Here is a 25,420-nt window from a genome sequence, read left to right as displayed (position 1 = left end):
GTCGTCGAACAGGTCGACGGTGTCCTTGGCTGACCGAGTCTGATCACCGCGGCGACGGAATACCAGCCTCCGTTTCAGCACAGTCTCATGGGTGGCGGGATCAGTCGAGGCCCGGTCGGTCGAGGCCCGGTCGGTCGACGGCCGGATCAGCCGACGCCCGGGTCGACGTGGATCTTCGGGCCAGGACCGGCGCCGGGCGGGCGCCCTCCCGCGAGCACGGTGCCGATCGCGTCCAGCGCGACGGTCGCGGCCACGAGCGGCCTCGGGTCGACGGTCCGCTCGGCGTACGCCTTGATCGTGGCGTCGAGGCCCGGGGAGGCCGACAGGACACCCACCGCCGTCACGTCCTTCAGCACGAGCGCGCGGGTGTCGATCCCGCTCGGCACGCCCGCCAGCCCGATGTACACGAGCCGCCCGCCGGGCTCCACCGACTCCAGGGCCAGCGCGGGCAGATGAGCCGCGTTGGTGGCGTCGACGACCGCGTCGAAGGGCAGATCCGGCACGCTGTCCTCGCGCCAGGCATGCGCGAAGCCAAGTGAGCGCGCGAAGGCGAGGGAGGACTCGGTGGAGCCCATCAGATGCACCTCCGCACCGGCGGCCCGGGCGAACATCGCGACCAGCAGACCGATGGTCCCCGGCCCCAGCACCAGGACCCGGTCACCCGGCCCGGCGCCGGTGGCCCGCGCGGCCCGCAGGGCGTTGCCACCCGGTTCGACCAGCGCGCCGAGCACGGGGTCCACGGAGTCGGGCAGTACGTGCAAGGAGCTTGCGGGTACGGCGAGTTGTTCCGCCAGCGCCCCCGCACGGGCACCCCGGATGCCCACCTCCTCCCGCTTCTCACAGACGTGCTGCCGTCCGCGCAGGCAGCGGCGGCAGGTGCCGCAGCCGAGCATGGTGTCGCCCATGACCCGGCGGCCGGCCCACACCGGATCGACGCCGGGGCCGACCGCGCGCACCCGGCCCGCCCACTCGTGCCCCAGCCGCATCGGATAGCGGGCGTGTCCGTGGTGGAGATAGGCCATGGCCCCGGTGAAGAACTCCAGGTCCGTGCCGCACACGCCGACCCGCTCGACGTCGACGACGACCTCCCCGGGAGCGGCCACCGGCGCCGGCACCTCCTGCACCGCGTACGCGCCGGGTGCGGTGAGGACGAACGCACGCATCAGAAAGGCTCCTTCAAGGGTTCCTCAGGGGTTCTTCAGGGGGCCGAGCGACTCGCGGATCTCCTCGACGGCCGCCGTCAGCGTTCGCGGCGGAGTCCGCTACGCCGGCGGCAGGGCGAGTTCCCCGAGTACGGCGAGGACCCGGTCCGACCCCGTGAGCCGGTCACCCTCCGCTCCGTGCGGGACGGGGGCTGTCGAAGCGTGGAACGCCTGCGTATGCTGCATCGCGTTCCGGATGGTAGACCGCCGTGGCGATGACCGGAAAGAGCACAGTGATGGGGCTTCGCAGCGCGCAGTGGTACGCGGGACAGGACCGCAACGCCTACATCCACCGGGCCTGGATGCGCCGCGGGGTACCGGACGACGCCTTCACCGGCCGGCCCCAGATCGCCATCGCCAACACCGCCTCCGACCTGACGCCCTGCAACGCGCACCTGGACGAGGTGGCGAGGTCCGTCCGCGACGGCGTGTACGAGGCGGGCGGCATCCCCCTCGACCTGCCCGTGGTGTCGCTCGGCGAGACCAACGTGCGGCCCACGGCCATGCTCTGGCGCAACATGGCGGCGATGGCCACGGAGGAGATGCTGCGGGCCAACCCGATCGACGGAGTGGTCCTGCTGGGCGGCTGCGACAAGACGATCCCGTCCCTGCTGATGGCCGCCGCCTCGGTGGACCTGCCCGCCGTGGTCGTGCCCGGCGGGCCCATGCTGACCGGCACCTTCCGCGGCACCCCACTGGGCTGCGGCACGGACGTGTGGCGGCTGTCGGAGGAGGTCCGCGCCGGCACCCTGTCCCAGGAACAGTTCACCCGCTCCGAGTCCTCGATGATCCGCAGCCGCGGGCACTGCAACACCATGGGAACCGCCTCCACCATGGCGCTGGTCGCCGAGGCCCTGGGCACGGTCGTCCCCGGCGTGGCCGGCACACCCGCCCCGGACAGCCGGCTGCAGGCGGCCGCGCACGGCACCGGACGCCTCGCCGTCGAGCTGGTGGCCGCCGATCGGCGCCCGAGCACCCTTCTGACCAAGGGGTCCTTCCACAACGCGATCGTGGCGCTGGCCGCGATCGGCGGCTCCACCAACGCGGTCGTCCATCTCCTCGCCATCGCGGGCCGGTCGGGCGTCGACCTGACCCTCGACGACTTCGACCGCATCGGCTCCCGGGTGCCCGTCCTGGTCGACCTCCAGCCCGCCGGACGTTTCCTCATGGAGGACTTCCACCGGGCCGGCGGTCTGCTCGCCGTGCTGCGCGAGGTCGCCGACCTCCTGGACCCCGAGGCGTTGACCGTCACGGGGAAACCGCTGGTGGACCATCTCGACGACGCCCCGATCTGGGACGCCGAGGTGATCAGGACCCGGGCCCGGCCCCTGGTCGAGGAGGGCGGCATCGCGGTCCTGCGCGGCAGCCTCGCCCCTGACGGAGCCCTGGTCAAACCCGCGGCGGCCTCACCGCATCTGCTGCGCCACCGGGGCCGCGCGGTCGTCTTCGACAGCATCGAGGACTTCCACGCCCGCGTCGACGACCCGGACCTCGACGTCGACGCCGACTCCGTACTGGTGCTGCGCGGCTGCGGCCCGAGGGGCTACCCGGGCATGCCCGAGGTGGCCAACATGCCGCTCCCCACGAAGCTGTTGGAGCAGGGGGTGCGGGACATGGTCCGCGTCTGCGACGGCCGGATGAGCGGCACGGCGTACGGCACCGTCGTGCTGCATGTGGCCCCGGAGGCGGCGGCGGGCGGGCCGCTCGCGCTCGTACGGACCGGAGACGTCATCAGCCTCGACGTACAGGCCCGCCGCATCGACCTGGAGGTGCCCGCAGCCGAACTCGCCGCGCGCACCCCGAACGCGGCCACCGTCGAGGGCTTCGCCGACCCGAGGCGGGGCTGGGAGCGGCTGTACGTCGACCACGTCCAACAGGCGGACACCGGTGCCGACCTGGACTTCCTCCTCGGCTCCAGCGGCTCGGAGGTCAGCCGCGAGTCGCACTGACCGGGAGAACGGTCGGCACAGGAGAGCGCTGCCGGACACGGTGATCAGCCGCACCCCTGCCCGCCCACTGGACGCCCTCTTGACGTGCGCCCGTGACAGATCGACACTCCAGATGGGAATCCTAGTGAACAGGTAGGGAAACATGGGGCGCCTTGAACCGGCCGTCGGCCGAGTGAGCCGTACCTCTCGGCCGTCGCCCCTTCTGACCTCCCGCCGGCACATCGATCTGCAGCGGGTCTGCAGCGCCATCAGGCCCCTGGGCTGAGCCCGCCGCTCCCGACCTCGTTCCGTGCCCGCACGGCACACCCCCGCCGTCACGCACGGGGACGGCCGTCTGTTCCCGCCCGACGACGCTTCCGCCGCGCGTACGTCTGCGCACCGACACCCCGGGGAGACCCATGACCGTCACACCGCTCGCCCACGTCCCCACCACCCACCCGGCCCCCGCCTTCCGCGGCCGGATCGGCCAGGACGCGCGCAGTGGCCACTACGCCGTGCCGCTGCGCTACCGGCTCCATCTGGCCGCCGCCTGTGCCGACGGCCTGCGCATCGCCGTCGTGCACAGCCTGCTCGGACTCGACGACGTCTGTCCCGTGACCTTCCTGGACCCGGTCCCCGACTGTCCCGACGGGGGACACTCCGCACTGCGCCCGCTCTACGAGGCCAGCGCGCACCGGTACACCGGAGCGGCCGTCGCGCCGGTGCTCAGCGACGCCTGGTCGGGACGGATCGTCAGCACCCACGCCCCCGACATCACCCGTGACCTGGCCCGGCACTTCGGCGGCGGCCGCCCGGCGCTGTACCCGTGCGGGGCGGAGTCGGAGACCGAGGCCGTCGAGCGGATGTGTGCGGGCATCGGGCGGTCCGCCCAGCACGCCGGGTCCGCGGGCGGCGACGAGGACGAGCGTGCCGCCGCGCTGGAGCAACTGCTGGACTCCCTGGGCTCGTTGGAGCGCTGGCTCACGGGGCGGGAGTACCTGATCCGGGATCACGTCACCGCCGCCGACGTCGAGTTGTGGGTCACCCTGGTCCAGCTCGACACCGTGCACCGCGACCACCTGGACGCCGCCGCGGTGCAGCGCATCGCCGGCCACCCCACCCTGTGGGCGTACGCCCGCCGCCTGGCCGCGCACCCGGCCTTCGGCACCCACCTCGACCTCGACGGCATCGCCCGCCGCCACCACGCCCGGTGCCGGGGCCTGGAGGCCGCCGGAGCCGCCGTGCAGATCCTGGACTGGGCGGCGCACACCGGCCGCACGTCCTGACCGGTTCGGCTGACGGACCCGTTTCAACTGACGGACCAGCATTGACATTCGTTCGGGCATTTGTCTTAACTACGGCTCAGAACGGTCATGAGTGTCAGCGACAAGCCCTGGCTTGCTGACCGGCAACCCTCGCTCCGCGGTGGGGTGCCCCAGGTGACGACCGGACCGGATCACGTTTCGGTAAGCGCGAGGGCCCGAAGGGCCGGAAGAGCACGGTGACGGACATGTACGCAGCCTCCAGGACGGCCACGCGCCGCTCCCAGAGCTGCGTACAGCCGTACACTGACGTGCTCGTGGCCGACCGGAGCGTCGATCTCCTCCGAGTCAGCAGCGCACTGTGTACCGCACCGGGCCGTGCCCGCTGTCAGGGCTGACGTTCTTCCTCCGCAGCCCCCGCGTTCCTGACGAACACCGCGCCGCTCGCCGTGTGCCGTCACCCGCCCAGCCCCGGTGCCCGCGCGTCCGCGTCCTACCCCCGTAGTACGCCGTGTCCGCCGCGCCTCCGGGGCACCCCGACTCCGCCGGAGCCCCCGCATGAGTGAACCCCCGGGCGCCGCCGTCTCCGTCACGGAGGCGCCGCCGCAGACCGACACCCCGTCACAACCCCTCGCCGCACAGCGGGTTCTGCCGCTCCGGCGGCCGGGACGCTGGATCGCCACCGCCGTAGTCCTGGTCCTGGCGGCCCAGTTCGTCCACGGCCTGGCGACCAACCCCTTCTACCAGTGGGACCGGTTCGGCTACTGGTTCCTGCGGCCGACCGTCCTCGACGGGCTCCTCATCACCCTCGAAGTCACCGCCTACAGCGCGGTGCTGGGGCTCCTGGGCGGAGTCCTGCTTGCTCTGGCCAGGCTCTCCAGGAGCCCGGTGCTGCGCGCGGTGAGCTGGACCTACGTCTGGGCGCTGCGCTCGATACCGCTGATCGTGCTCCTGCTGTTCCTCTACAACTTCTCCGCCCTGTACAGGACGTTGAGTGTCGGCGTCCCCTTCGGGCCGGCCTTCTTCTCCTTCGACGAGTCCAGGCTCGCCACCGACATGGTCATCGCGGTGATCGGCCTCAGCCTCAACGAGGCGGCGTACGCGGCGGAAGTCGTCCGCGGCGGCATCCTCTCGGTCGACCAGGGCCAGCACGAAGCGGCCGCCGCGCTGGGCCTGCCGAAGGGCTACCAGTTCCGCAGGATCGTCCTCCCGCAGGCGCTGCGCTCCATCACCCCGAACTACGTCAACCAGCTCATCGGCCTCATCAAGAGCACCTCGCTGGTCTTCTACGTCTCCCTGCTCGACCTGTTCGGCACCGTGCAGTCCATGGGCTCCACCTATCCCGGCGACATCGTGCCCCTGCTGCTGGTCGCCACCGTCTGGTACCTGATCCTGACCAGCGCCGTCTCCGTCGTCCAGTTCTACGTCGAGCGGTACTACGCCCGGGGCGCCACGCGCTCCCTGCCACCGACCCCGCTCCAGAAGCTACGGGCCGGCGTCACCGGTCTCGGGGCCCGCATCCGCAGGGAGACCGCCGTATGACCGTCACCGACATCACGCCCGTCGCGCTCGAAGTGCACGGCGTGCACAAGTGGTACGGCACGCACCGCGTCCTGGACGGTGTCGACCTCACCGTTCGCCCCGGCGAGGTCACCGTGATCCTCGGCCCGTCCGGCTCCGGGAAGTCCACCCTGCTGCGGGTCATCAACCACCTGGAGAAACCGGAGATCGGCCACGTCAGCGTCAACGACGAGCTGATCGGCGTCCGTCGGCAGGGCGACCGCCTCAAGGAGCTCAGCGAACGCGCGATCCTGACCCAGCGCAGCCGCATCGGGTTCGTCTTCCAGAACTTCAACCTCTTCCCGCACCTGACCGTGCTCGACAACGTGGCAGCCGCCCCGGTGGCGACCGGGAAGCTCGCCAGGGCGGCGGCCCAGGAACTGGCCCGCGAACTCCTCGACAGGGTCGGCCTCGCCGACAAGGCCAACGCCTACCCACGCCAGTTGTCGGGCGGCCAGCAGCAGCGCGTGGCCATCGCCCGGGCCCTCGCCCTGCGCCCCGGCGTGATCCTCTTCGACGAGCCGACCTCGGCCCTCGATCCCGAACTCGTCGGTGAAGTCCTCGCGGTCATCAAGGACCTGGCCACCAGCGGCACCACCCTCGTCATCGTCACCCACGAGATCGGCTTCGCCCGCGAGATCGCCGACCGGGTCGTCTTCATCGACGGCGGCCGCGTCGTCGAGCAGGGCCCGCCCTCCGAGGTCCTCGACAAACCGCGGCACGAGCGGACCCGGGACTTCCTGAGCAAGGTCCTCTGAACCCCGCTCGCCCCCTTCGCCCCTTTTCAGCCCGACTCCTAAGGACAGCCATGCCCATTCACCCCTCCCGGCGCAGTCTGATACGCGGCATCACCGCGGCGATCGCCGTCGCCACCCTCGCCACCGGGCTCACCGCCTGCGGTGGTGACAGCGACGCCGCCACCCGGACGACCGACAGCGCCGGCACGGTCACCGTGGGCCGGCTGTCCAACGGTGCCGCCAAGGAGACCGCCCTCAAGGTCTCCGAGGTCAAGTCCATCAGCGCCGAACTGCCCGACGCGGTCAAGAAGAGCGGCAAGCTCGTCATCGGCTCCGGCACCCTCCCCTCCGGAGCCCCGCCGCTGGGCTACATCGGCAGCGACCAGAAGACCCTCACCGGCTCCGAGTCCGACCTGGCCCGCCTGGTCGCCGCCGTGTTCGGCCTCAAGCCCGAGGTCAAGCAGTTCACCTGGGAGAACCTCTTCGTCGGCATCGACAGCGGCAAGGTGAACGTCGGCTTCTCCAACATCACCGACACCGAGGAACGCAAGAAGAAGTACGAGTTCGCCTCCTACCGCAAGGACGACCTCGCCTTCGAGACGCTCAAGACCGCGAAGTGGAACTTCGACGGCGACTACGAGGCCCTCGCGGGCACGACCGTCTCGGTCGGCGCCGGCACCAACCAGGAGCGGATCCTGCTGGAGTGGCAGAGCAAGCTGAAGAAGGAGGGCAAGAAGCTGACCATCAAGTACTTCCAGGACAGTGCCAGCCTCTATCTGGCCCTCAACAGCGGCAAGATCGACGCCTACTTCGGCCCCAGCCCGAACCTCTCCTACCACGCGACCCAGACCGCGAGCACGCCCAGCCCGACCAAGATCGCCGGTCAGTTCTCCGGTGCCGGAGAAACACTCCAGGGTCTGATCGCGGCGACCGCGAAGAAGGACAGCGGCCTCGCCAAGCCCCTCGCCGACGCGATCAACCACCTGATCGACAACGGCCAGTACGCCAAGTGGCTCGCCGCGTGGAACCTCTCCAACGACGCCGTCACCAAGTCGGAGGTCAACCCGCCCGGGCTGCCGCTCGACAACTCCTGACGCCTCACCGATCAGCCCGCCGTACCCGCACGCCGATCGAGAAGGGGACTCCGCCTCCGTGGTTCAGCAGACCGAAGTCCGCAGCGGCGGAGCCCCCTCGGGGGACACCGCACTCGACACCTCCGTCCTCGACAACGCCGTATGGGCCGCCCTCGACGGCCCGCACGCACACCTCGCCGAACGCGTCGGCCGCGCCGCGCGCTACCCGGCCGACGTCTACGCCTTCGCCGCACTCGCCGATCCCGCCGACCCGGCCGCGTGGGCCGACCTGCACACACTCGTCGGCCCGGGAACCACCGTACGGATCAAGCCCGTCGACACGGTCCCCGAAGGGTGGGAGATCGTCGGCGGGGGTGGGGGTACCTCCCATGCCCTCAAGGCCATGGGGGAGGGCGTCCAGCTCGTCGACACCGCGCTGCGGGCCGAACCCGACCCCGAGGCGGTACGGCTCGGCCCCGGCGACGTGCCGGAGATCCTGGACCTGGTAGCCCGCACCCGGCCGGGCCCCTTCCTCCAACGGACCATCGCACTCGGCACCTACCTCGGCATCCGGGACCAGGGACGCCTGATCGCCCTGGCGGGCGAGCGGCTGCGGCCGCCCGGCTGGACCGAGATCAGCGCCGTCTGCACCGACCCCGCCCACCGCGGCCGGGGCCTGGCCACTCGGCTGGTCCGCGCGGTCGCCGCGGGCATCCGGGAGCGCGGTGACACCCCGTTCCTGCACGCGGCCGCGGACAACGCGAACGCGATCCGGCTCTACGAGTCCATCGGCTTCACCCTGCGCCGCCGCTCGCCGATCCTCCTGGTCCGCAGTCCAGGAACATCCCGTGAGGCCACGGGGTTGTGACTCATGACGAGATCCGCCGGGCGCCGTCGTGCGCCCAGAAGCAGGAGGTGACCGGCGTGACGCACACACTCCGCTCCGCCCATCTCCACTCCCGGCCCCACATCGATCTCCAGCGCGTGTCCGCCGCGCTCTGTTGTTCCTGACCCGTCACCTCCCCAGCAGCCGTGCCCCGCCCGCCCGCGGGACGGCCCCTCGTACGGACTTCCAGGAAGGCACCCACTCGTGTCCCCTTCTTCGCCTCTGCATCTCGCCGTCGCCCTCGACGGCACCGGCTGGCACCCCGCCTCCTGGCGCGAGCAGGTTGCCCGCCCCCGGGACCTGTTCACCGCCGGCTACTGGGCCGACCTGGTCGCCGAGGCCGAGCGCGGCCTGCTCGACTTCGTCACCATCGAGGACGGCCTCGGCCCGCAGTCCTCGCGGCCCTTCGACCCGGACGAGCGCACCGACCAGGTCCGCGGCCGCCTCGACGCCGTGCTCATCGCCTCCCGCATCGCCCCGCTCACCCGGCACATCGGCCTGGTCCCGACCGCCGTGGTCACCCACACGGAGCCCTTCCACCTCTCCAAGGCCATCGCGACCCTCGACTACGTGAGCACCGGCCGGGCCGGAGTGCGCGTCCAGATCACCGCGCGCCCGAACGAGGCCGCGCACTTCGGCCGCCGCACCATCCCCCCGATCGAGGACTACGACGACCCGGCCGTCACCGACCTCTTCGACGAGGCCGCCGACCATGTGGAGGCCGTGCGCCGGCTCTGGGACAGCTGGGAGGACGACGCCGAGATCCGTGACGCCGCCACCGGCCGCTTCGTCGACCGGGACAAGCTGCACTACATCGACTTCGAGGGCAGGCACTTCAGCGTCAAGGGCCCCTCCATCACGCCCCGCCCGCCGCAGGGGCAGCCGCTGGTCACCGCCCTGGGCCATCAGAGCGTCCCCTACCGGCTCATCGCCCGCCAGGCCGACGTCGGCTACATCACCCCACACGACACCGAACAGGCCCGTGCGATCGTCGCCGAGATCCGCGCCGAGCGGAAGGCGGCGGGGCGTGCCGGTGAACTCCTGCACGTCTTCGGTGACCTGGTGGTCTTCCTCGACGACGACCCGGCCGAGGCCGCGGCCCGCCGGGACCGTCTCGAAGCCCTCGCGGGGGAGCCGTACGTGAGCGACGCCCGTGTCTTCACCGGCACTCCCGCCCAACTCGCCGATCTGCTGGGCGAGTTCCAGGAGGCCGGACTCACCGGCTTCCGGCTGCGGCCCGCGGTCCTCGGCCACGACCTCCCGGCGATCACCCGCGGCCTGGTCCCCGAACTCCAGCGCCGGGGCGCCTTCCGCACCGCCTACGAGGCCGACACCCTGCGCGGCCTGCTGGGCCTCGCCCGCCCGGCCAACCGCTACGCCTCCGCCTGAGCCAGCCCGGAAGGACCCGCACCGACATGACCAGCAAGCCGCTGAAGCAGATCCACCTGGCCGCCCACTTTCCCGGCGTCAACAACACCACCGTGTGGAGCGACCCGAAGGCCGGCAGCCACATCGAGTTCAGCTCCTTCGCGCACTTCGCGAAGACCGCCGAACGCGCCAAGTTCGACTTCCTGTTCCTCGCCGAGGGCCTGCGCCTGCGGGAACAGGGCGGCAAGATCTACGACCTGGACGTCGTGGGCCGCCCCGACACCTTCACGGTCCTGGCCGCGCTCGCCGCCGTCACCGAGCACCTCGGCCTGACCGGCACCATCAACTCCACCTTCAACGAGCCCTACGAGGTGGCCCGCCAGTTCGCCAGCCTCGACCACCTCTCCGGCGGCCGCTCCGCCTGGAACGTCGTCACCTCCTGGGACGCCTTCACCGGCGAGAACTTCCGCCGCGGCGGCTTCCTCCCGCAGGAGGAGCGCTACTCCCGCGCCAAGGAGTTCCTCGCCACGACCCACGAACTCTTCGACTCCTGGCAGGGCGACGAGATCCTCGCCGACCAGGCGTCGGGGGTGTTCCTGCGGGACGCGAAGGCCGGCTCCTTCGTCCACACCGGCCACCACTTCGACATCCACGGCCAGTTCAACGTCCCCCGCTCCCCGCAGGGCCGCCCGGTCATCTTCCAGGCCGGTGACTCCGACGAGGGCCGCGAGTTCGCCGCCTTTGGCGCCGACGCCATCTTCAGCCGGTACGCCACCCTCGACGAGGGCCAGGCCTTCTACACCGACGTCAAGAACCGCCTCGCCAAGTACGGTCGCCGCCACGACCAGTTGCTGATCCTGCCGGCCGCCTCCTTCGCGCTCGCCGACACCGACGCCGAGGCCGAGGAACTGGCCCGGACCGTGCGCCGCCAGCAGGTCAGCGGGGCCACCGCGCTCAAGCACCTGGAGTTCGTCTGGAACCGGGACCTGTCCTCCTACGACCCCGAGGGGCCGCTGCCCGACATCGACCCGGACGTCAGCGAGCAGCACATCTCCAAGGGCCGCGCCCAGGTCCGCATGTACCGGGACCCGCTGGCCACCGCCCGCGAATGGCGTGAACTGGCCGCCGCCAACAACTGGTCCATCCGCGACCTGGTCATCAACACCGGCAACCGGCAGAACTTCGTCGGCTCGCCGGAGACGATCGCCCGCACCATCAACGACTACGTGCAGGCCGACGCCAGTGACGGCTTCATCCTCGTCCCGCACATCACCCCCACCGGGCTCGACGACTTCGCCGACAAGGTCGTCCCGCTCCTGCAGGAACAGGGCGTCTTCCGCACCGAGTACGAGGGCCCCACCCTGCGCCACCACCTCGGCCTGGCCCACCCCGACGACGTCAAGGGCGAACAGCGGGTGGCCTGAGCCGACCCGGCGACCCGCGTCACTCAGGCCAGTCGAGCTGATGCTCGGGAGTACCCACCGACCGCCCGTACGCCACCGCTTCGGCGCGGCCCGCCTCGTCGCCGCGCCGATAGCGGAACACCTTCCCCGCGAAGACGACCACGCGCTCGTCCCCGGCGGTGATGTCGGCGTACCAGCCGAGATCCGGTTCCAGCGACTCGGCGAGCGCCGTCGCGAGGACGTCGACGTCCTCGCCGTCGGTCTCCCACTCGACGAGCGTCCACAACGGCGGCTGAGCGTCGCTCGCCCCACCGATCTCCACCCTGGCGACCCTCCGCAACCGCAGTCCGCGCGGCTCGAACACCGCGCCGGGCCGGAGACTCTCGCCGATGACGTATCCGGTGATCACGTGCTGTCTCCCAGCTGCTCGGGGGCGGGGCGGCGCAGGATACGACCGTATGACGGCCACCTTGCGACAGGGCTACGTCGATGAGGTGATGTTTTCGGACGCCTCGCCCACCGGACCCGTGAACGCCGTATGGAACGCCGTGTGGCCGGTGTTCGTCTCCCTCCCCCGAAGGTGACGAACACCGGCCATTCCCCCGGCGCCGGACAGATGGTCCAGCCTCGCCCGTGTGCGGTCCGTACGTGCTGTCACCAGCACATGACCGCGGTTTCCCCCGAACTCCACGCGGAGTACAGGCGCACACGGACGAAGTAGCGGCGGCCCTTGACGAGACGGGCCCTGAGCGTTGCGTTGTGCGGAGTGCCTCCGTCGTCCCGGCCGGTGAGGTAGCGGGCTTCTCCGTCCCGTTCCTCGAAGACCACGACGACGGTGTCGGCGTCGCCGAAGGTGCCCACGGTGTACTCGCGGGTCTCCGGCGGTTCCACGGTGAAGTCGGCCTGCTCGCCCGGTCCGAGCCCGAGCGGCGCCGACCGGAAGGGCATCAGCGCCGGCGGCCGGATCTGCTCGGTCTGCGGGTACCGGCGCAGGACGTACTCCTTGTCGGCGGCGGACAGGGCACCGGGCGGGTTCAGGCCCCCGCGGAACTGCTCCGGCTCCAGGATCAGCCCCGCCTCGAAGGGGTACTCCATGACGGACTGCGGGTCCCAGACCGAGCCGTTGACCTCGTCCGGGTCGAGCTTGCGCAGGATGTTGAAGAACGTCCGGTCCCGGCTCCAGAAGTTCGGGGGGCCCGCCAGATCGGCATAAACGGCCTCGTCGTCCCAGTGGATGCCGGCGAACGGACTCTGGTGCTCGTGCAGCATGCCGAGCGCGTGCCCGATCTCGTGCAGGGCCGTCCCGCGCTCCCCCGGCGCGGTCAGGTCCCATCCGAAGTTCATCGTGCGCTCGTTCAGACCCACCCGGAGGGCGTCCCTGCCCACGGTCGACCAGGAACCGTCGCCCAGTTGGAAACCGATGCGCAGTTCCGCCTCCGAGCGGTCACCCACCTCGGTGAACCTCACCCCGATACCGAGGTCCTGCCACTCCTTGAAGCACTCGCGCACCACGTCCCGCTGCTCCTTGGCACCGACCCACGACACCTGCCGGGACTGCCCGGTCCCCGGAACAGGAATGACCGACCCGTCGGTGTCGCCGTCGAAGAAGCAGTAGTGCAGGACCGTGCTGTTGACCCACATCCGGCTTCCGCCGACGAGCGCACTCAACCGCTCGGCGGCCAGCCCCGGGGCGAACGCCGGAGCCGACTGCTGCGCGAGGGAGCAGTAGCGTGCGGTCATGGGGTTCAGCGTGCCGTCGGGCGCCCGGGGACGCCTGAGTCGGGGGCTACTCAAGTCCCCGTGTATCAGGACTGAGTAGCGGTGCTCTTGCTTCCGTGACGACTTACGAACGGGACGCGAAGACCCTGGAGCTGCCCTGGCCGTTCACCGGGCGGGCGGACGAACTCGACCTGGTCCGCGGGTCCGTGGCCGGGGGACGGCAGGGAATCGTGGTGACCGGTCCCGCAGGCCGGGGCAAGACCCGGCTCGTCACGGAGGCCGTGCGCGGCACCGACTGCGCCAGGGTGACCGGCACGCCCGAGGCCCGCACGCCGGCGTTCGGCGCCTTCGCGCACCTCCTGCCGGAGACCGTGTCCCTGCATCAGGCGGTCCAACTGCTCTCCGGGGTACGGCTGTTGTTCGTCGACGACGCCCATCTGCTGGACGACGCCTCGGCCGCCCTCGTCCACCAGCTGGCCGTGCACGGCCGTACCCGCCTCCTGGTCGTCGCCGACGACGGAGCCCGGACACCCGGCGCGGTCTCCCGGCTGTGGACCGGGGAGCTCCTGCCGCGACTCGCCCTGCAGCCGCTCACCCGAGAGGACACCGCGCAGCTGCTGGCGGCGGGCCTCGGAGGCCTCGAAGCCCTCACCGTGAACCGGTTGTTCCGCCTGTGCCGGGGTGATCTGCGGCTGCTGCGCGAACTGGTGGGCGCGGTGCGCGAGCAGGGACTGCTGGAGCGTGTCGCGGACTCGGGGGAGTGGGAGTGGCGCGGCCCGGTGCCGGTCACCGCGACCGTACGCGCACGCACCGCGCACCTCATCGAGCGCACCGGTCCCGGCGAGCGGGAGACGCTGGAGCGCCTGGCCTTCGGCGAACCGCTCCCGATGCACGCCGACAGCCTCGACCTGGACGCCCTCGAAGGCCTGGAGGCCGACGGCCTGGTCCACATCGACGAGGACGGCACCGCCCGCCTCGCCCACCCCCTCCACGGCCCGGCACTGCGAGCGACCTCCGGACGCCTGCGGGCCCGGCGCCTGTCCCGCACCCCGGACAGCTGCGCGGCCGCCCTGGACGCCGAGACGGCGACGCTGAGCCGGGCGATCGCGCGGACCGACGTACGGGCCGTGGCGGCGCCGGTGGGGGAGTGGCTGCTGGACGAGGGCGTCGGCGTCCCGGCCCGGCACGCCGCCGTACGGGCACGGTTCGCACGGCTGCGGGGGGAACTGCGGGAGGCCGCGGCCTGGGCGAGGGAGGGACTGCGGACCACTGCCGACGACCCGGCCTGCCACCGCGAACTCGCGCTGGCCGTGGCCCAGTCGGGAGAGCCGATCCCGCAGGTCCCCCCGGCCGGTGGCCTGGCCGCGCCCTCGACCGGGGCCACCCAGGGCGCGGGCGGCGGCCCCGCATCCGGTGACCGGCGGCTCAAGATGCCCGGCCTGCCCGGCATACTCGGCGTGGATTCCAGCACCTCCCCGCACGCCCCGGCTACCGGGGGTTCGGCGGCCACCTGGCGGGCCGCCGCCGGCGGTGATCTCGGCGCGGCTCTCGACACGGTCACCGAGGAGCCGTACGACGCCGTCCGCCTCGGCGTGCCCGACCGGGCCGTCGGCCGGCTGACCGGTGTCTTCGCCGCGCACGCCGAGGCGCTCGCCCGCGGTGACGGTCCCGCCCTGGACCGAACGGCACACGCGCTGGAGGAGCGCGGCTTCCTGCTCTTCGCGGCCGAGGCGTACGCCCAGGCCGTACGGGCGCACAGTGACCCCGGCGCCGCCCGCACCTCACGCACCCGGGCCGTCGCCCTGGCCCGCCGCTGCCAGGGCGCCCGCACCCCGGCCCTGTCCGGGCTGGTCCTCGGCGAACTCACCGCCCGCCAGCGGCAGATCGTGACCCTCGCGGCCGCCGGACTGAGCAACCGCCAGATCGCGGAGAAGCTCACCCTGTCGATCCGCACCGTCGGCAACCACCTCTACAGCGCGTACGCCCGTCTCGGCGCGAGCGACCGCGAGGCGCTGCCGTGCCTGGTGGAGCTGCCCGAGGCACAGCCGGCCTGAGCCGCACACCGGACCGGGGCGGTCTGACCCCCAGTATTCGGGGGAGGGGTCAGGCCGCCCCACGCATCACGCAGCACGCCTCACACGTCTCGCCCCACGCGCCGCGCAGTTCACGCCGCGTACTTCACGCCGCCCCGAACGCCGAGAACGCCCACCCCGTCGCCCGGTGCACGGAGTCCCCCGGCAGCGCGGCCCGCGCGTCGCGCAGCGCCTCCGCCATCGACAACCCCGTGCCCAGCCCCTTGTGCAGCGCGAGCATCAGCGGCACCACGGCCTCGTCGTTGACCGGCGCACTGCACGCCACCACGCCCGCTGTGCCCAGCGGCAGCAGCGCGGTGACCAGGCCGAGCAGTTCGTCCGCCCCGACCGAGGCGAACCGGCCGGTGTCGCAGCAGGACAGGATGATCCGGTACGGGCTGCGGTCCAGGCGCTCGAAGTCGTGGACGATGAGCGGCCCGTCGGCCATCCGCAGCGAGGAGAACAGCGGGCTGTCCGCGCGGAACGTGCCGTGCGCGGCGATATGGGCCAGCGCGGCCCCGTCCAGTTCCTCCAGCACGCGCGGCACGCGCGCATCGTCGTACTCCAGGACGGTCGCGGAGCCATGGCGGCCTGCCAGTACGGGGACCTCGGCACCCCCGGTCGCGAGACCCGGCCCGCGTACCAGCACCTGCCCGCCGTCCGGCGGCGGCACGGTGTCCAGGGCGCGCAGCCAGCTGCTCGACGACGGCGACACGCTGAACACCCGCTCCCGCAGCGAGGGCAGCAGCGCCCACGGCACCCGGTGCAGCCGTCCCGGCGGCACCACCACGACCGGCCCGTCGCCCAGCCGGTCCGCGGCGGGCCCCAGCAGCAGCTCCTCCAGCCGCCGCCCGGCGGCCTCCACCACCGCAAGCCGCGCCTCCGCCCCCGGGTGGGCCAGCCGTCTGAGCCCCGCCTGGACGTGTTCCGCCTCGCGTTCCGCGTCGGCCAGCAGCCCGGCCTCGAAGCGCCGGACCCGCCCCTGCCCGCACAGCAACACCTGAACCCGCCCGTCGAGCACGGCCAGTTCGACCAGCCGTACGTCGTCACCCAGTCGTTCCAGCAGTCTGCCGGGGTCGAACCGGTAGCCGTCGCCCGGCGCGTCACCGCGGATGTGGAGGGTACGGGAGCGGATCTCCCGTTCCAGGCGCCGCTGTTCACGCTCCAGCGTCGGCACCGGCCGGCCCTCCATCCGGGCCGCCTCCGCACGGGCCGCGATCTCCCGGAACGCCGTCAGCCCGCCGAGCAGTTCGGGATCCGCCGGCGGACGGGTCGGCGGCGCGGACAGCACGGTGGCCCGCCAGCGCTCGCTCCACACCAGCAGCCGCCGCGGCCCGCCCGAGGTGAGCGAGGCCCGCGCCGCGAGACCGGCGAGTTCCGCGCCCTGCGCGGTGGCCCGCGCCCGCAGCTCCGAGGCGCCCAGCGTCGTACGGTGGTCGTCGAGCACGTCCAGCCCCCGACGGCAGGCCTCCAGGACCCGCCGGTCGGAGCCCACGGCCCGCGCCCACAGCGCCCGCGCCGCCCAGCCCGTCATCCGCGCCAGCGGAGGCCCGCTGTGCCGGCTGCGGGCGGCGACCTCCAGATGCCGCTGGGCGTCCTCCCGCCAGCCCAGGCCGAGCGCGATCCGGCCCGCGAGCAGCGAGGCCTCCGGCGCGGCGGGCGCCCCGAAGGAGGCCAGCCGGTCGGCGACCGCGGCCGCGTCCGCGACGAGTCGGCCCGAGCCGCGCCCGGCCGCGACCCGCGCCTCGATCAGCACCAGCCGCGCGTGCGTCTCCCACCAGGTGCGCCGCTGCCCCGCGAACAGCCGTACGGCCATGTCGGCGCGCGCGATCGCGGTGTGCGCGTCGTCCGCGAGCCGGGCCGCCCGCGCGGCGGCGAGCAGCAGCTCCGCCTTGAGGGTGGACTGCCCGCCGATCCCGTCCAGCATCCTGACGGCCGCGTCCGCCTCCGCGAGCGCCTCCGGGGCGAGCCCGGCGGCCATCAGGACCTCGCAGCGCCGCACGGTGAGCATGAACGTGGGTGTGCCGAGTTTGGCGTACCGCTCCTGGGCCTCGTCGAGCAGCCGCAGCGCGGCGGGAATGTCCCCCGACCGGTACGCGGCAAGCCCCCGGCTCTCCACCGCGTCGGCCTTGTCGTGCTCCTGGCCCGTGGTGTCCCACAGCGCCTCCGCCGCCGTGAAGTCGGCATCCGCCCGCTCCACCGCGCCGAGCGCCAGATGCACGGTGGCCCGCAGGGTGAGCGCCCGCGCCGTCCAGATCACGTCGTCGGCCTGCCGCAGCACCGGAACCGCCCGCCGTACGTCCTCCAGCGCCGCCCGGTGATGTCCGAGCACCCAGGACGCGTAGGCCCGCCGGAACAGGACGCGCGCGCGGGTGTGGCCGCTGCTGACCTCGACACCCCGCTCCAGCGCCGCGAGACCCTGCCGGGTCCGCCCCGAGTGCACCAGTGCCACCCCGAGGGCGGCCAGCACGTCGGCCTCCCGGTCCGCCGACTCCGAGCGCGCCGCGAGATCGCGGGCCCGGCGCAGATGGTCCAGGGCGATCCGCATGTCACCCCAGTCCCGCTGCCAGATACCGATCACCTGGTGCGCGACGGAGGCGTGCAGCGGTGAGGGATCCGAGCCGAGTACTTCCTCTGCCCTCGCCAGCGCCTGGTTGGGCGCGGCGAACACCATCGGCAGCAGTTCGAGAACCGTGTCGCTTCCCGCTGTCACTCCATGGATGGTAGTGGCCCAGGTGGCAGGCCACACCGGTTTGGCGCTGTATCAATCACCGGCCCCGCGGCTCTGACTGACGACCGCCGCCTCAGTGGGAGGAAACGCCATGGCACCTCAGCGATTCCACGAGCAGTTCGACCAGATCCAGCGCTCCATGCCCGACGTCCCCCTCGCCCTCGGGCCCGACGACGCCTCGGAGTTCATCTATGAGAAGGGCGTCGTCCTCGCCCGCGACGGCCACGACGCCGCGCTCGTGGAACAGACCGTGCGCACCCACTTCACCGAGGCGACCGGTCTGACCGGCGACCGTGTGCGCCGGGACAGCCCGGAGACCAACCGCTCGGGCATCACCCGGATCCAGGTCGGCGACCCGGGCCACGGCGACCGGCGCGGCGACCGCGCCGTCACCCACGCCCTGCGCGCCCTGAGCGAACGCGAGGGACGCGCAGGACGCCGACTGGTCAGCCGCAACCACGTGGTGTCGATCGCGGTCAACTCCTGTCCCGGGGACGAGCCCGTGCCCGCAGCGCTCAGCCAGGGCACCAACCCGGCCCCCGCGGAAGCCGGTTACGACGCCGACACCGCGGTGGGAGTCCTGGTCGTCGACAACGGCCTCACCCACGACCACGCACTGGTCCCGCTGCTCGCCCACGTCGAGGGCGACCTGCACGGCACCGAGACCGACGGGGCGGGCAACCTGCTCCAGTACGTCGGCCACGGCACGTTCATCGCCGGAGTCCTCGCGGCCGTCGCGCCCAACACCGACATCACCGTCCGCAGCACCCTCAACGACGCGGGCGCCATCCTGGAGTCCGAGCTCGGCGAGAAGCTCTTCGAGGCCGTCGCCGACGGCTGGCCCGACATAATCAGCCTCTCCGCGGGCACCTCCAACGGCCGCACCGACGGCCTGCTCGGCATGGACGCCTTCATGCAGGAACTGCGCGCCCACGACACCCTGTTGGTGGCCGCGGCCGGCAACAACGCCAGCGCCAGCCCGTTCTGGCCCGCCGCCTACGCCGACCTGCCCGAGTACCAGGACGTCGTGCTGTCGGTCGGCGCACTGCGCGGCGACGGCGAGTACGGCGCCTGCTTCAGCAACCACGGGCCCTGGGTGAAGGTCTTCGCCCCCGGCGAGCGCCTCACCAGCACCCTCACCGGCTTCGACGCGCCCGTGCCCTACGTCTACCAGCACTCCACGTACGAGGCCTGCCGGTTCGGCTTCACCTACGTGTGCACCTGCCAGTCCCCTTCCCACGTCGGCCTGTTGAGCGAGGACGGCGCCACCGCCAAGCCGGACCAGGTGATGTTCGAGGGGTACGCGCACTGGAGCGGTACCTCCTTCGCGACTCCGGTCGTCGCAGGCCTGGTCGCCGCCCACATGACCGCGAACAAGGAGACCGCCGCGCGTACCGCCCGGCAGCAACTGCTCGCCGCCACCACTCAGTTCGCAGAAGTGCGCGGCGCGCACGTACCGGCGCTGAAGCCGGCCGGCTGGCACCCGGTGCCGGTCGTGCAGCGCCCTGTCGGCGCATGACGGCCGGAGTGGCCCCCTCCACGGCGTACGATGACTGGCCGTACACGAGGGGTGGGACCGTGGACCGAGCAGATGTCGGTGCGCTGGTCCAGTCCGCCGTCGACGGTGACGCGGCGGCCTGGAAGGCGCTCGTGGAAGGGCTGAGCCCACTGGTGTGGTCCGTCGTGCGCGCGCACCGGCTCTCCGACGCCGACGCGCACGAGGTGTACCAGACCGTGTGGTTCCGTTTCGCCCAGCACCTCGGGCGGATCCGGGAACCCGACAAGGCCAAGTCCTGGCTGGCGAGCACCGCCCGCCACGAGTGCCTGAAGGTGCTCAAGAGCTTAAGGCGGCTGACCGTCACGGACGATCCGCACCTCCTGGACCGGATCAGCGAGGACCGTACGCCCGAGCAGTCGTTCATCGACTCCGAGGAGGCCGCCGCCCAGAGCGAGCGCGTCCGGTACCTGTGGCAGGAGTTCGAGGAACTCGGCGAGCGGTGCAGGCAGTTGCTGCGCATCCTGATGGCCTCGCCGAAGCCCGGCTACCAGGAGGTGTCCGCCGCCCTGGGTATCGCGGTGGGCAGCATCGGACCACTGCGCCAGCGCTGTCTGAGGCGGCTGCGGGCGCGACTCGAAGCCCGGGGGGCGGTATGAGCGACATGAACGACGACCTCGGCGACGACGACGTCCTCGACTTCGACGAAGAGGCGCTGCCGGACGAGGAGTTCGCCCTCGATCTGCTGGAGGATGAGCTGCGGCAGGCCGCGGCGATCCTGGATCCCGTGCCGCCCGCCCTGCGGCAGCTCGCCGTCGAGGCGTTCGCGCTGCACGACCTGGACAGCCGGATCGCCGAGCTGACCTTCGACTCGGTGGTGGACGCCCTCCCCGTGCGGGGAGCGGCGGGAGCGCCACGGATGCTGACCTTCCACGCGGGTGAGGTGACGGTCGACGTCGAACTCACCGCGCAGGGCCTGATGGGGCAGGTGCTGCCGCCCTGCTCGGCCCGCATCGAGGTGCTCAGCGGTCCGCAGGCGGGCTCCCCGCTCACGACCGACGACATGGGCCGCTTCACCTACGAGACGGCCCCCGCCGGGCCCTTCGCCCTTCGGCTGCGGACCGATGGAGAGGTGATCGTCACCGACTGGCTGACCGTCTGATCCGGCAGCGCCCGCTCACCAGGTGACGGGCAGGGTCTGCGGCCCGCGGATCATCGTCCTCCGCCGCCAGACGACGTCTTCGGCCGGTACCGCGAGCCGCAGTTCCGGCAGCCGGTCGAGCAGGGTGTCGACCAGGAGCTCGGTCTGGAGCCGGGCGAGCACCGCGCCCGTGCAGTGGTGCGCGCCGTTGCCGAAGGCCAGGTGCGGGTTGGGGTCCCGGTCGGGGTCGATGCGGTCCGGGTCCGGGAAGACGTCCGGGTCGCGGTTGGCGGCCAGATAGGAGACGTACACGGCGTCACCCGCACGGATACGGAGTCCGTGCAGGTCGACGTCCTCCAGGGCGATGCGGGCGAGGCCGACCGAGGTGCGGTGCGGGATGTGGCGCAGCAGCTCGTCGAGGGCGGCGGCGCGGGCCTCGGGCTGATGGCGCATGCGTTCCATCAGCTCGGGCCGCGTCAGCAACAGGTACAGGATCTGACCGCAGTTGTGGGTGACGGCCTCGCCGCCGATCTGGAGCGGCCCGGCGAGCCCGACCGCCTCCGACTCACCGATCTCACCCCGCCGCACGGCGGCTCCGAGCAGGGAGTACACGTCGTCGCCGCTGCTGTGGGCGCGGGCCCGGACGGTGTCCGTGATCCAGCCGTACAGCCCGTTCTTGGCCTTCTCCGCGGCCTCGGCTCCGCCGGAGGTCGAGATGATCTGACGGGTCCAGTCGTGCACCCGCTCGCGATCGGCGGCGGGCACGCCCATGACCTCGCTGACCAGGGAGAGGGGGAAGGGTTCGAGGACGCGCTCGACGAGGTCCGAGGGCGGCCCGTCCTGGACGAGACCGTCGACGAGCCGGTCGAGCATCTCCTGCGCCCGGGGCCGCAGCCGCTTCATCGCCGCGACGGTGAACGCCCCGGCGACCGGCTTGCGCAGCCGGTTGTGGTCGGGCTGGTCGGCGAAGGCGAGGGAGCCCGGCCGGGGCTTGAAATGCGGTGCCAGCCTGGTCACCTGACGGTTCGTCACCTCGGCGCGGCCGAACCGCGGATCGTTGGTGATCGCCCTGACGTCGGCGTAGCGGGTGGCCAGCCACGCCCAGCCCTCGCCGTGCGGCAGCCGGATCCGGGTGAGCGGTCCCTCGCGCATCAGCTCCGCGAGCACCGGGTCGAACTCGGTCCCGGCCAGGTCGAGCGCGGGCCACTCCCGCACCGGGGGCGGGGCCTGCTCTGCCAGCGTGGTGGTCTCCTCGGTCATGCCACCCACCCTCACCGCCGCCCGGGCGCGTGTCGCGCGGGAGTGCTCCAGGCGGAGGTCAGGCCAGGGCGTCCACGAGAGCGGCCAGGGCCCCGGCGAGCCCGTGCAGCCCCGGCCCGGCCGGCCCGCCGGGTTCCGTCATGTACGTGTCCCGCCGGATCTCCACCATCAGGGCGCTCACCCGGGGATCACGGCCGTAGAACTCCAGCGGTACGTACGTCCCGCTGAACGGACTGTCCAGCCCCACGTCCCCGAACACTTCCCGGGCCACGGCCGGCAGCTCGGGCGGGGTGTGGAAAGGGTCGGTGCCGAGGCAGACGGGCGGCCGGAACCCGGCGCCGTGCAACTCGTAGGGCAGCGGCTCGCTGGGATAGGAGTGCACATCGATGATCACGGCCCGCCCGGTGGCGGCCAGCCGCTGTGCCACGGCTTCGGTCATGGCCCGGGCGTACGGCCGGAACCAGCGCGCGATCAGCGGCTCGGGGTCGGTGTCCGCGGGCCGCAGCGCCTCCCGGTGCGTGGTCCGCGTGTACACGGCGCCCATCCCCACGGCGAGCATCTCCTCCCGCTCGTCCGGAAACCGCTCCGGGTCGACGACCAGCCGCGAGAGCCTGTTCACGAACCGCCACGGCATCAGGTGGGCCTGCTGTGCAGCCTCCTCGGCGAGCTCCGCCGTATGCGCGTCGACGATGTGGTCGAGCTCCCGCTCCAGCGCGGAGTCGTCCAGCACGATCTGCGCCCGCACCTCGGCCGGTATCTCCCGCGCGGAGTGCGGCACATGGAGGATCACCGGCGACCGTCCGTCACCGGGCAGCAGGTCGAACGAGGGCATACGGCCGCTCCCGGGGCGTTGTCAGTGGCGTGGTGCACCATCTCAGCATGACCCTCAGCAACACACAGGTGAGCACCCACCCGTTCCTCAAGGCGCTCTACGAGGACGGCTACTACCCGGACGACGCGGTGGACCGGGGCAAGGACATCCTGCTGCGCCTGTGCGCGCGCATCGAGGCCGAGCGGCCCGCCGACCTCGCCGCGCTGTACGTCCTGACCCACGCGGCCACCGAGGAGTTCAACGACCTCCAGGACGAGGACTTCGACATAGAGACCGTGGCCCGCGAGGAGCTGGCCGAGGAGTTCTGGTTCGTGTCCCGGGCCTACGGCTTCGCGGACGCGGACGTCGAGGAGCTGATCGCCCCCCGCGACTGGTGATACGCGCACCGCCCCGGCCGGGCACAAGCCGACCGGGGCGGTGTCGCACAGCTGGTCGCGTCAGCTCAGGGACGCGAGCACCTCGTTCCACGTGGTGGAGGGGCGCATGACCTTCGCGGCCTTGGCCGGGTCGGGCTGGTAGTAGCCGCCGATCTCGGCCGGCTTGCCCTGGACGGCGTTCAGTTCGTCGACGATCTTCTGCTCGTTCGAGGCGAGCGTCTCGGCGAGCGGGGCGAAGGCCTTCGCCAGGTCCGCGTCGTCGGTCTGCGAGGCCAGTTCCTGCGCCCAGTACAGGGACAGGAAGAAGTGGCTGCCGCGGTTGTCGATGCCACCGACACGACGGGTCGGGGACTTGTCCTCGTTGAGGAAGGTCGCCGTGGCGCGGTCCAGGGTGTCGGCGAGGACCTTGGCGCGGGCGTTGCCCGTGAACTCGGCGTACTGCTCCAGGGACGGCACCAGCGCGAAGAACTCACCGAGGGAGTCCCAGCGCAGGTAGTCCTCCTTGACGAGCTGCTGGACGTGCTTGGGCGCGGAACCGCCGGCACCCGTCTCGAAGAGGCCGCCGCCCGCCATCAGCGGCACGACCGACAGCATCTTGGCGCTGGTGCCGAGCTCCAGGATGGGGAAGAGGTCGGTGAGGTAGTCGCGCAGGACGTTGCCGGTCACCGAGATGGTGTCCTCGCCGCGGCGGATGCGCTCCACCGACAGCTTGGTGGCCTCGACCGGGTTGAGGATCCGGATGTCCAGGCCCTCGGTGTCGTGCTCCGTCAGGTACGCGTTGACCTTGGCGATCAGGTTGGCGTCGTGCGCGCGGGTCTCGTCCAGCCAGAACACGGCCGGGTTCCCGGTGGCGCGGGCGCGGGTGACGGCCAGCTTCACCCAGTCCCTGATCGGCGCGTCCTTGGTCTGGCAGGCGCGGAAGATGTCACCGGCGGCGACCGCCTGCTCGATCAGCGCGTTGCCGGCCTGGTCGACGAGGCGGACCGTGCCGGTGACCGGGATCTCGAAGGTCTTGTCGTGGGAGCCGTACTCCTCGGCCTTCTGCGCCATGAGGCCGACGTTCGGGACGGAGCCCATCGTCGAGGGGTCGTAGGCGCCGTTGGCACGGCAGTCGTCGACGACGACCTGGTACACGCCCGCGTAGCTGGAGTCCGGCAGCACCGCGAGGGTGTCCGCCTCCTGGCCGTCCGGGCCCCACATGTGGCCCGAGGTGCGGATCATGGCCGGCATCGAGGCGTCGACGATCACGTCGGACGGCACGTGCAGGTTGGTGATGCCCTTGTCGGAGTCGACCATCGCCAGGGCCGGGCCCTCGGCGAGCTCGGCGTCGAAGGAGGCCTTGATCTCGGCACCCTCGGGCAGGGACTCCAGGCCCTTGTAGATGCCGCCCAGACCGTCGTTCGGGGTCAGGCCGGCCGCGGCGAGCGCCGGGCCGTACTGCGCGAAGGTCTTCGGGAAGAACGCGCGCACCACATGGCCGAAGATGATCGGGTCCGAGACCTTCATCATCGTGGCCTTCAGGTGCACCGAGAACAGCACGTCCTCGGCCTTGGCGCGGGCGATCTGCGCGGTGAGGAACTCCCGCAGCGGGGCCACGTGCAGCACCGAGGCGTCGACGACCTCACCCTCGAGGACCGGTACCGACTCGCGCAGCACCTTGGTGGAGCCGTCGTCGCCGACCAGCTCGATCCGCAGCGAGCCGGCCTCGGAGATCACGACGGACTTCTCGGTGGAGCGGAAGTCGTCCACACCCATCGTCGCCACGTTGGTCTTGGAGTCGGCCGACCAGGCACCCATGCGGTGCGGGTGGGACTTGGCGTAGTTCTTGACCGAGGCGGGAGCGCGGCGGTCGGAGTTGCCCTCGCGCAGGACCGGGTTCACGGCCGAGCCCTTGACCTTGTCGTAGCGGGACTGGATGTCCCGCTCCTCGTCGGTCTTCGGGTCGTCCGGGTAGTCCGGCAGCGCGTAGCCCTGGGCCTGCAGCTCGGCGACCGCGGCCTTGAGCTGCGGGATCGACGCCGAGATGTTCGGCAGCTTGATGATGTTGGCCTCGGGCGTCTTGGCCAGCTCGCCCAGCTCCTGCAGGGCGTCCGGGATCCGCTGGTCCTCCGCCAGGTACTCCGGGAACACCGCGATGAGGCGCCCGGCCAGCGAGATGTCCCGCGTCTCCACGGAGACACCCGCCTGCGAGGCGTACGCCTGGACCACCGGCAGGAACGAATAGGTCGCCAGGGCCGGGGCCTCGTCAGTGTGCGTATAGATGATGGTCGAGTCAGTCACCGGGTGCTCCGCTCCACGTCTGCAACATTGCTCGACATCAAGATATCTCGTGCTCGACTCGGGCTCGACAGCGGTCCGCGCACGCTGTCCGAGA

The 25,420-nt window shown here is 72.0% G+C and carries 23 protein-coding genes and 1 riboswitch; of the genes, 15 read left to right on the top strand and 8 right to left on the bottom strand.

What is annotated here, in order from left to right:
- Positions 1–146: 146 nt before the first annotated feature.
- Together ACZ48Z_RS10750 and ACZ48Z_RS10745 are read right to left on the bottom strand one after the other, a co-directional pair.
- Positions 147–1,163, bottom strand: coding sequence for a zinc-dependent alcohol dehydrogenase (locus tag ACZ48Z_RS10750; protein ID WP_468735462.1), 1,017 nt, complete (start codon positions 1,161–1,163; stop codon positions 147–149).
- Positions 1,164–1,262: 99 nt separating this feature from the next.
- Complete coding sequence (locus ACZ48Z_RS10745; RefSeq protein ID WP_468735461.1) at positions 1,263–1,388, bottom strand: hypothetical protein; 126 nt, start codon at positions 1,386–1,388, stop codon at positions 1,263–1,265.
- A gap of 50 nt (positions 1,389–1,438) precedes the next feature.
- Between ACZ48Z_RS10745 and ACZ48Z_RS10740 the strand changes: the two genes are divergently transcribed.
- The 10 genes from ACZ48Z_RS10740 to ACZ48Z_RS10695 all read left to right on the top strand — a co-directional run bounded on the left by ACZ48Z_RS10740 (position 1,439) and on the right by ACZ48Z_RS10695 (position 11,440).
- Positions 1,439–3,151, top strand: a complete 1,713-nt coding sequence (locus ACZ48Z_RS10740) for an IlvD/Edd family dehydratase (protein ID WP_468735460.1) — start codon at positions 1,439–1,441, stop codon at positions 3,149–3,151.
- 142 nt (positions 3,152–3,293) lie between these two features.
- On the top strand, positions 3,294–3,416 hold the full coding sequence (locus ACZ48Z_RS10735) for a putative leader peptide (protein WP_389102403.1): 123 nt from the start codon (positions 3,294–3,296) through the stop codon (positions 3,414–3,416).
- Positions 3,417–3,549: 133 nt separating this feature from the next.
- A complete protein-coding gene (locus tag ACZ48Z_RS10730) occupies positions 3,550–4,416 on the top strand; it encodes a glutathione S-transferase C-terminal domain-containing protein (protein ID WP_468735459.1) in 867 nt (288 codons plus the stop codon).
- 83 nt (positions 4,417–4,499) lie between these two features.
- A riboswitch (SAM riboswitch) is annotated at positions 4,500–4,609 on the top strand.
- Between the two features lie 341 nt (positions 4,610–4,950).
- Positions 4,951–5,934 carry an amino acid ABC transporter permease gene (locus ACZ48Z_RS10725; protein ID WP_468735458.1) on the top strand — a complete coding sequence of 328 codons (984 nt, stop codon included), beginning with the start codon at positions 4,951–4,953 and terminating at the stop codon, positions 5,932–5,934.
- Positions 5,931–6,710 (top strand): amino acid ABC transporter ATP-binding protein, encoded by a 780-nt coding sequence (locus tag ACZ48Z_RS10720; RefSeq protein WP_468735457.1) that lies wholly within the window; start codon positions 5,931–5,933, stop codon positions 6,708–6,710. The genes ACZ48Z_RS10725 and ACZ48Z_RS10720 overlap by 4 nt, the downstream gene beginning before the upstream one ends.
- 50 nt (positions 6,711–6,760) lie before the next feature.
- Entirely contained in the window at positions 6,761–7,783 is a 1,023-nt protein-coding gene (locus ACZ48Z_RS10715) for a transporter substrate-binding domain-containing protein (RefSeq protein ID WP_468735456.1), read from the top strand.
- A 58-nt stretch (positions 7,784–7,841) separates the two neighbouring features.
- The gene (locus tag ACZ48Z_RS10710; protein WP_468735455.1) at positions 7,842–8,630 is read left to right on the top strand and encodes a GNAT family N-acetyltransferase; all 789 of its coding nucleotides are present in this window, start codon (positions 7,842–7,844) and stop codon (positions 8,628–8,630) included.
- On the top strand, positions 8,627–8,773 hold the full coding sequence (locus ACZ48Z_RS10705; RefSeq protein ID WP_468735454.1) for a putative leader peptide: 147 nt from the start codon (positions 8,627–8,629) through the stop codon (positions 8,771–8,773). The genes ACZ48Z_RS10710 and ACZ48Z_RS10705 overlap by 4 nt, the downstream gene beginning before the upstream one ends.
- A 79-nt stretch (positions 8,774–8,852) precedes the next feature.
- The gene (locus ACZ48Z_RS10700) at positions 8,853–10,037 is read left to right on the top strand and encodes an LLM class flavin-dependent oxidoreductase (RefSeq protein WP_468735453.1); all 1,185 of its coding nucleotides are present in this window, start codon (positions 8,853–8,855) and stop codon (positions 10,035–10,037) included.
- Between the two features lie 26 nt (positions 10,038–10,063).
- Positions 10,064–11,440 carry an NtaA/DmoA family FMN-dependent monooxygenase gene (locus tag ACZ48Z_RS10695; protein WP_468735452.1) on the top strand — a complete coding sequence of 459 codons (1,377 nt, stop codon included), beginning with the start codon at positions 10,064–10,066 and terminating at the stop codon, positions 11,438–11,440.
- 19 nt (positions 11,441–11,459) lie between these two features.
- On the opposite strand, the gene ACZ48Z_RS10690 is transcribed toward ACZ48Z_RS10695, so the two are convergent.
- Both ACZ48Z_RS10690 and absR1 read right to left on the bottom strand, forming a co-directional pair.
- Positions 11,460–11,828: a hypothetical protein gene (locus tag ACZ48Z_RS10690; protein WP_468735451.1), complete on the bottom strand. Its 369-nt coding sequence runs from the start codon at positions 11,826–11,828 to the stop codon at positions 11,460–11,462.
- 245 nt (positions 11,829–12,073) lie between these two features.
- Positions 12,074–13,159 carry a beta-glucuronidase AbsR1 gene (absR1, locus tag ACZ48Z_RS10685; protein WP_468735450.1) on the bottom strand — a complete coding sequence of 362 codons (1,086 nt, stop codon included), beginning with the start codon at positions 13,157–13,159 and terminating at the stop codon, positions 12,074–12,076.
- Between the two features lie 95 nt (positions 13,160–13,254).
- Between absR1 and ACZ48Z_RS10680 the strand changes: the two genes are divergently transcribed.
- Positions 13,255–15,192, top strand: coding sequence for a LuxR family transcriptional regulator AbsR2 (locus ACZ48Z_RS10680; RefSeq protein ID WP_468735449.1), 1,938 nt, complete (start codon positions 13,255–13,257; stop codon positions 15,190–15,192).
- A 124-nt stretch (positions 15,193–15,316) separates the two neighbouring features.
- Here the strand turns inward: ACZ48Z_RS10680 and ACZ48Z_RS10675 are convergent, their stop codons facing one another.
- Positions 15,317–17,884: a CHAT domain-containing protein gene (locus tag ACZ48Z_RS10675; protein WP_468735645.1), complete on the bottom strand. Its 2,568-nt coding sequence runs from the start codon at positions 17,882–17,884 to the stop codon at positions 15,317–15,319.
- Between the two features lie 148 nt (positions 17,885–18,032).
- On the opposite strand from ACZ48Z_RS10675, the gene ACZ48Z_RS10670 reads away from it, so the two are divergent.
- Genes ACZ48Z_RS10670 through ACZ48Z_RS10660 form a run of 3 tightly spaced genes read left to right on the top strand, consistent with a single transcriptional unit; the run spans position 18,033 to position 20,598 of the window.
- On the top strand, positions 18,033–19,460 hold the full coding sequence (locus ACZ48Z_RS10670; RefSeq protein WP_468735448.1) for a S8/S53 family peptidase: 1,428 nt from the start codon (positions 18,033–18,035) through the stop codon (positions 19,458–19,460).
- A gap of 59 nt (positions 19,461–19,519) precedes the next feature.
- Entirely contained in the window at positions 19,520–20,095 is a 576-nt protein-coding gene (locus ACZ48Z_RS10665; protein ID WP_468735447.1) for an RNA polymerase sigma factor, read from the top strand.
- Between the two features lie 5 nt (positions 20,096–20,100).
- Entirely contained in the window at positions 20,101–20,598 is a 498-nt protein-coding gene (locus tag ACZ48Z_RS10660; protein ID WP_468735644.1) for a hypothetical protein, read from the top strand.
- A 15-nt stretch (positions 20,599–20,613) separates the two neighbouring features.
- Here ACZ48Z_RS10660 and ACZ48Z_RS10655 read toward each other — a convergent pair whose 3' ends face one another.
- Together ACZ48Z_RS10655 and ACZ48Z_RS10650 are read right to left on the bottom strand one after the other, a co-directional pair.
- Entirely contained in the window at positions 20,614–21,837 is a 1,224-nt protein-coding gene (locus ACZ48Z_RS10655) for a cytochrome P450 (protein ID WP_468735446.1), read from the bottom strand.
- A 58-nt stretch (positions 21,838–21,895) separates the two neighbouring features.
- Positions 21,896–22,669: an N-formylglutamate amidohydrolase gene (locus tag ACZ48Z_RS10650; protein ID WP_468735445.1), complete on the bottom strand. Its 774-nt coding sequence runs from the start codon at positions 22,667–22,669 to the stop codon at positions 21,896–21,898.
- Between the two features lie 47 nt (positions 22,670–22,716).
- Here ACZ48Z_RS10650 and ACZ48Z_RS10645 point away from each other — a divergent pair, with 47 nt between their 5' ends.
- Entirely contained in the window at positions 22,717–23,046 is a 330-nt protein-coding gene (locus ACZ48Z_RS10645) for a DUF5713 family protein (protein WP_468735444.1), read from the top strand.
- Positions 23,047–23,106: 60 nt separating this feature from the next.
- Here ACZ48Z_RS10645 and ACZ48Z_RS10640 read toward each other — a convergent pair whose 3' ends face one another.
- A complete protein-coding gene (locus tag ACZ48Z_RS10640; protein WP_468735443.1) occupies positions 23,107–25,326 on the bottom strand; it encodes an NADP-dependent isocitrate dehydrogenase in 2,220 nt (739 codons plus the stop codon).
- Between the last annotated feature and the right edge of the window lie 94 nt (positions 25,327–25,420).

The organism is Streptomyces sp. NPDC031225 (assembly GCF_055570355.1).
The sequence above is the reverse complement of the archived record's forward strand: the minus strand, read 5'-3'. Positions and strand labels throughout refer to the sequence as shown.

Excerpts from the sequence above, each read along its gene's own strand:
- ACZ48Z_RS10735 (WP_389102403.1), top strand. The coding sequence starts at position 3,294 with ATGGGGCGCCTTGAACCGGCCGTCGGCCGAGTGAGCCGTACCTCTCGG.
- ACZ48Z_RS10655 (WP_468735446.1), bottom strand. The coding sequence starts at position 21,837 with ATGACCGAGGAGACCACCACGCTGGCAGAGCAGGCCCCGCCCCCGGTG.
- ACZ48Z_RS10650 (WP_468735445.1), bottom strand. The coding sequence starts at position 22,669 with ATGCCCTCGTTCGACCTGCTGCCCGGTGACGGACGGTCGCCGGTGATC.
- ACZ48Z_RS10695 (WP_468735452.1), top strand. The coding sequence starts at position 10,064 with ATGACCAGCAAGCCGCTGAAGCAGATCCACCTGGCCGCCCACTTTCCC.
- absR1 (WP_468735450.1), bottom strand. The coding sequence starts at position 13,159 with ATGACCGCACGCTACTGCTCCCTCGCGCAGCAGTCGGCTCCGGCGTTC.
- ACZ48Z_RS10660 (WP_468735644.1), top strand. The coding sequence starts at position 20,101 with ATGAACGACGACCTCGGCGACGACGACGTCCTCGACTTCGACGAAGAG.
- ACZ48Z_RS10750 (WP_468735462.1), bottom strand. The coding sequence starts at position 1,163 with ATGCGTGCGTTCGTCCTCACCGCACCCGGCGCGTACGCGGTGCAGGAG.
- ACZ48Z_RS10730 (WP_468735459.1), top strand. The coding sequence starts at position 3,550 with ATGACCGTCACACCGCTCGCCCACGTCCCCACCACCCACCCGGCCCCC.
- ACZ48Z_RS10725 (WP_468735458.1), top strand. The coding sequence starts at position 4,951 with ATGAGTGAACCCCCGGGCGCCGCCGTCTCCGTCACGGAGGCGCCGCCG.
- ACZ48Z_RS10715 (WP_468735456.1), top strand. The coding sequence starts at position 6,761 with ATGCCCATTCACCCCTCCCGGCGCAGTCTGATACGCGGCATCACCGCG.
- ACZ48Z_RS10745 (WP_468735461.1), bottom strand. The coding sequence starts at position 1,388 with ATGCAGCATACGCAGGCGTTCCACGCTTCGACAGCCCCCGTCCCGCAC.
- ACZ48Z_RS10740 (WP_468735460.1), top strand. The coding sequence starts at position 1,439 with ATGGGGCTTCGCAGCGCGCAGTGGTACGCGGGACAGGACCGCAACGCC.
- ACZ48Z_RS10675 (WP_468735645.1), bottom strand. The coding sequence starts at position 17,884 with ATGGTGTTCGCCGCGCCCAACCAGGCGCTGGCGAGGGCAGAGGAAGTA.
- ACZ48Z_RS10670 (WP_468735448.1), top strand. The coding sequence starts at position 18,033 with ATGGCACCTCAGCGATTCCACGAGCAGTTCGACCAGATCCAGCGCTCC.
- ACZ48Z_RS10645 (WP_468735444.1), top strand. The coding sequence starts at position 22,717 with ATGACCCTCAGCAACACACAGGTGAGCACCCACCCGTTCCTCAAGGCG.
- ACZ48Z_RS10720 (WP_468735457.1), top strand. The coding sequence starts at position 5,931 with ATGACCGTCACCGACATCACGCCCGTCGCGCTCGAAGTGCACGGCGTG.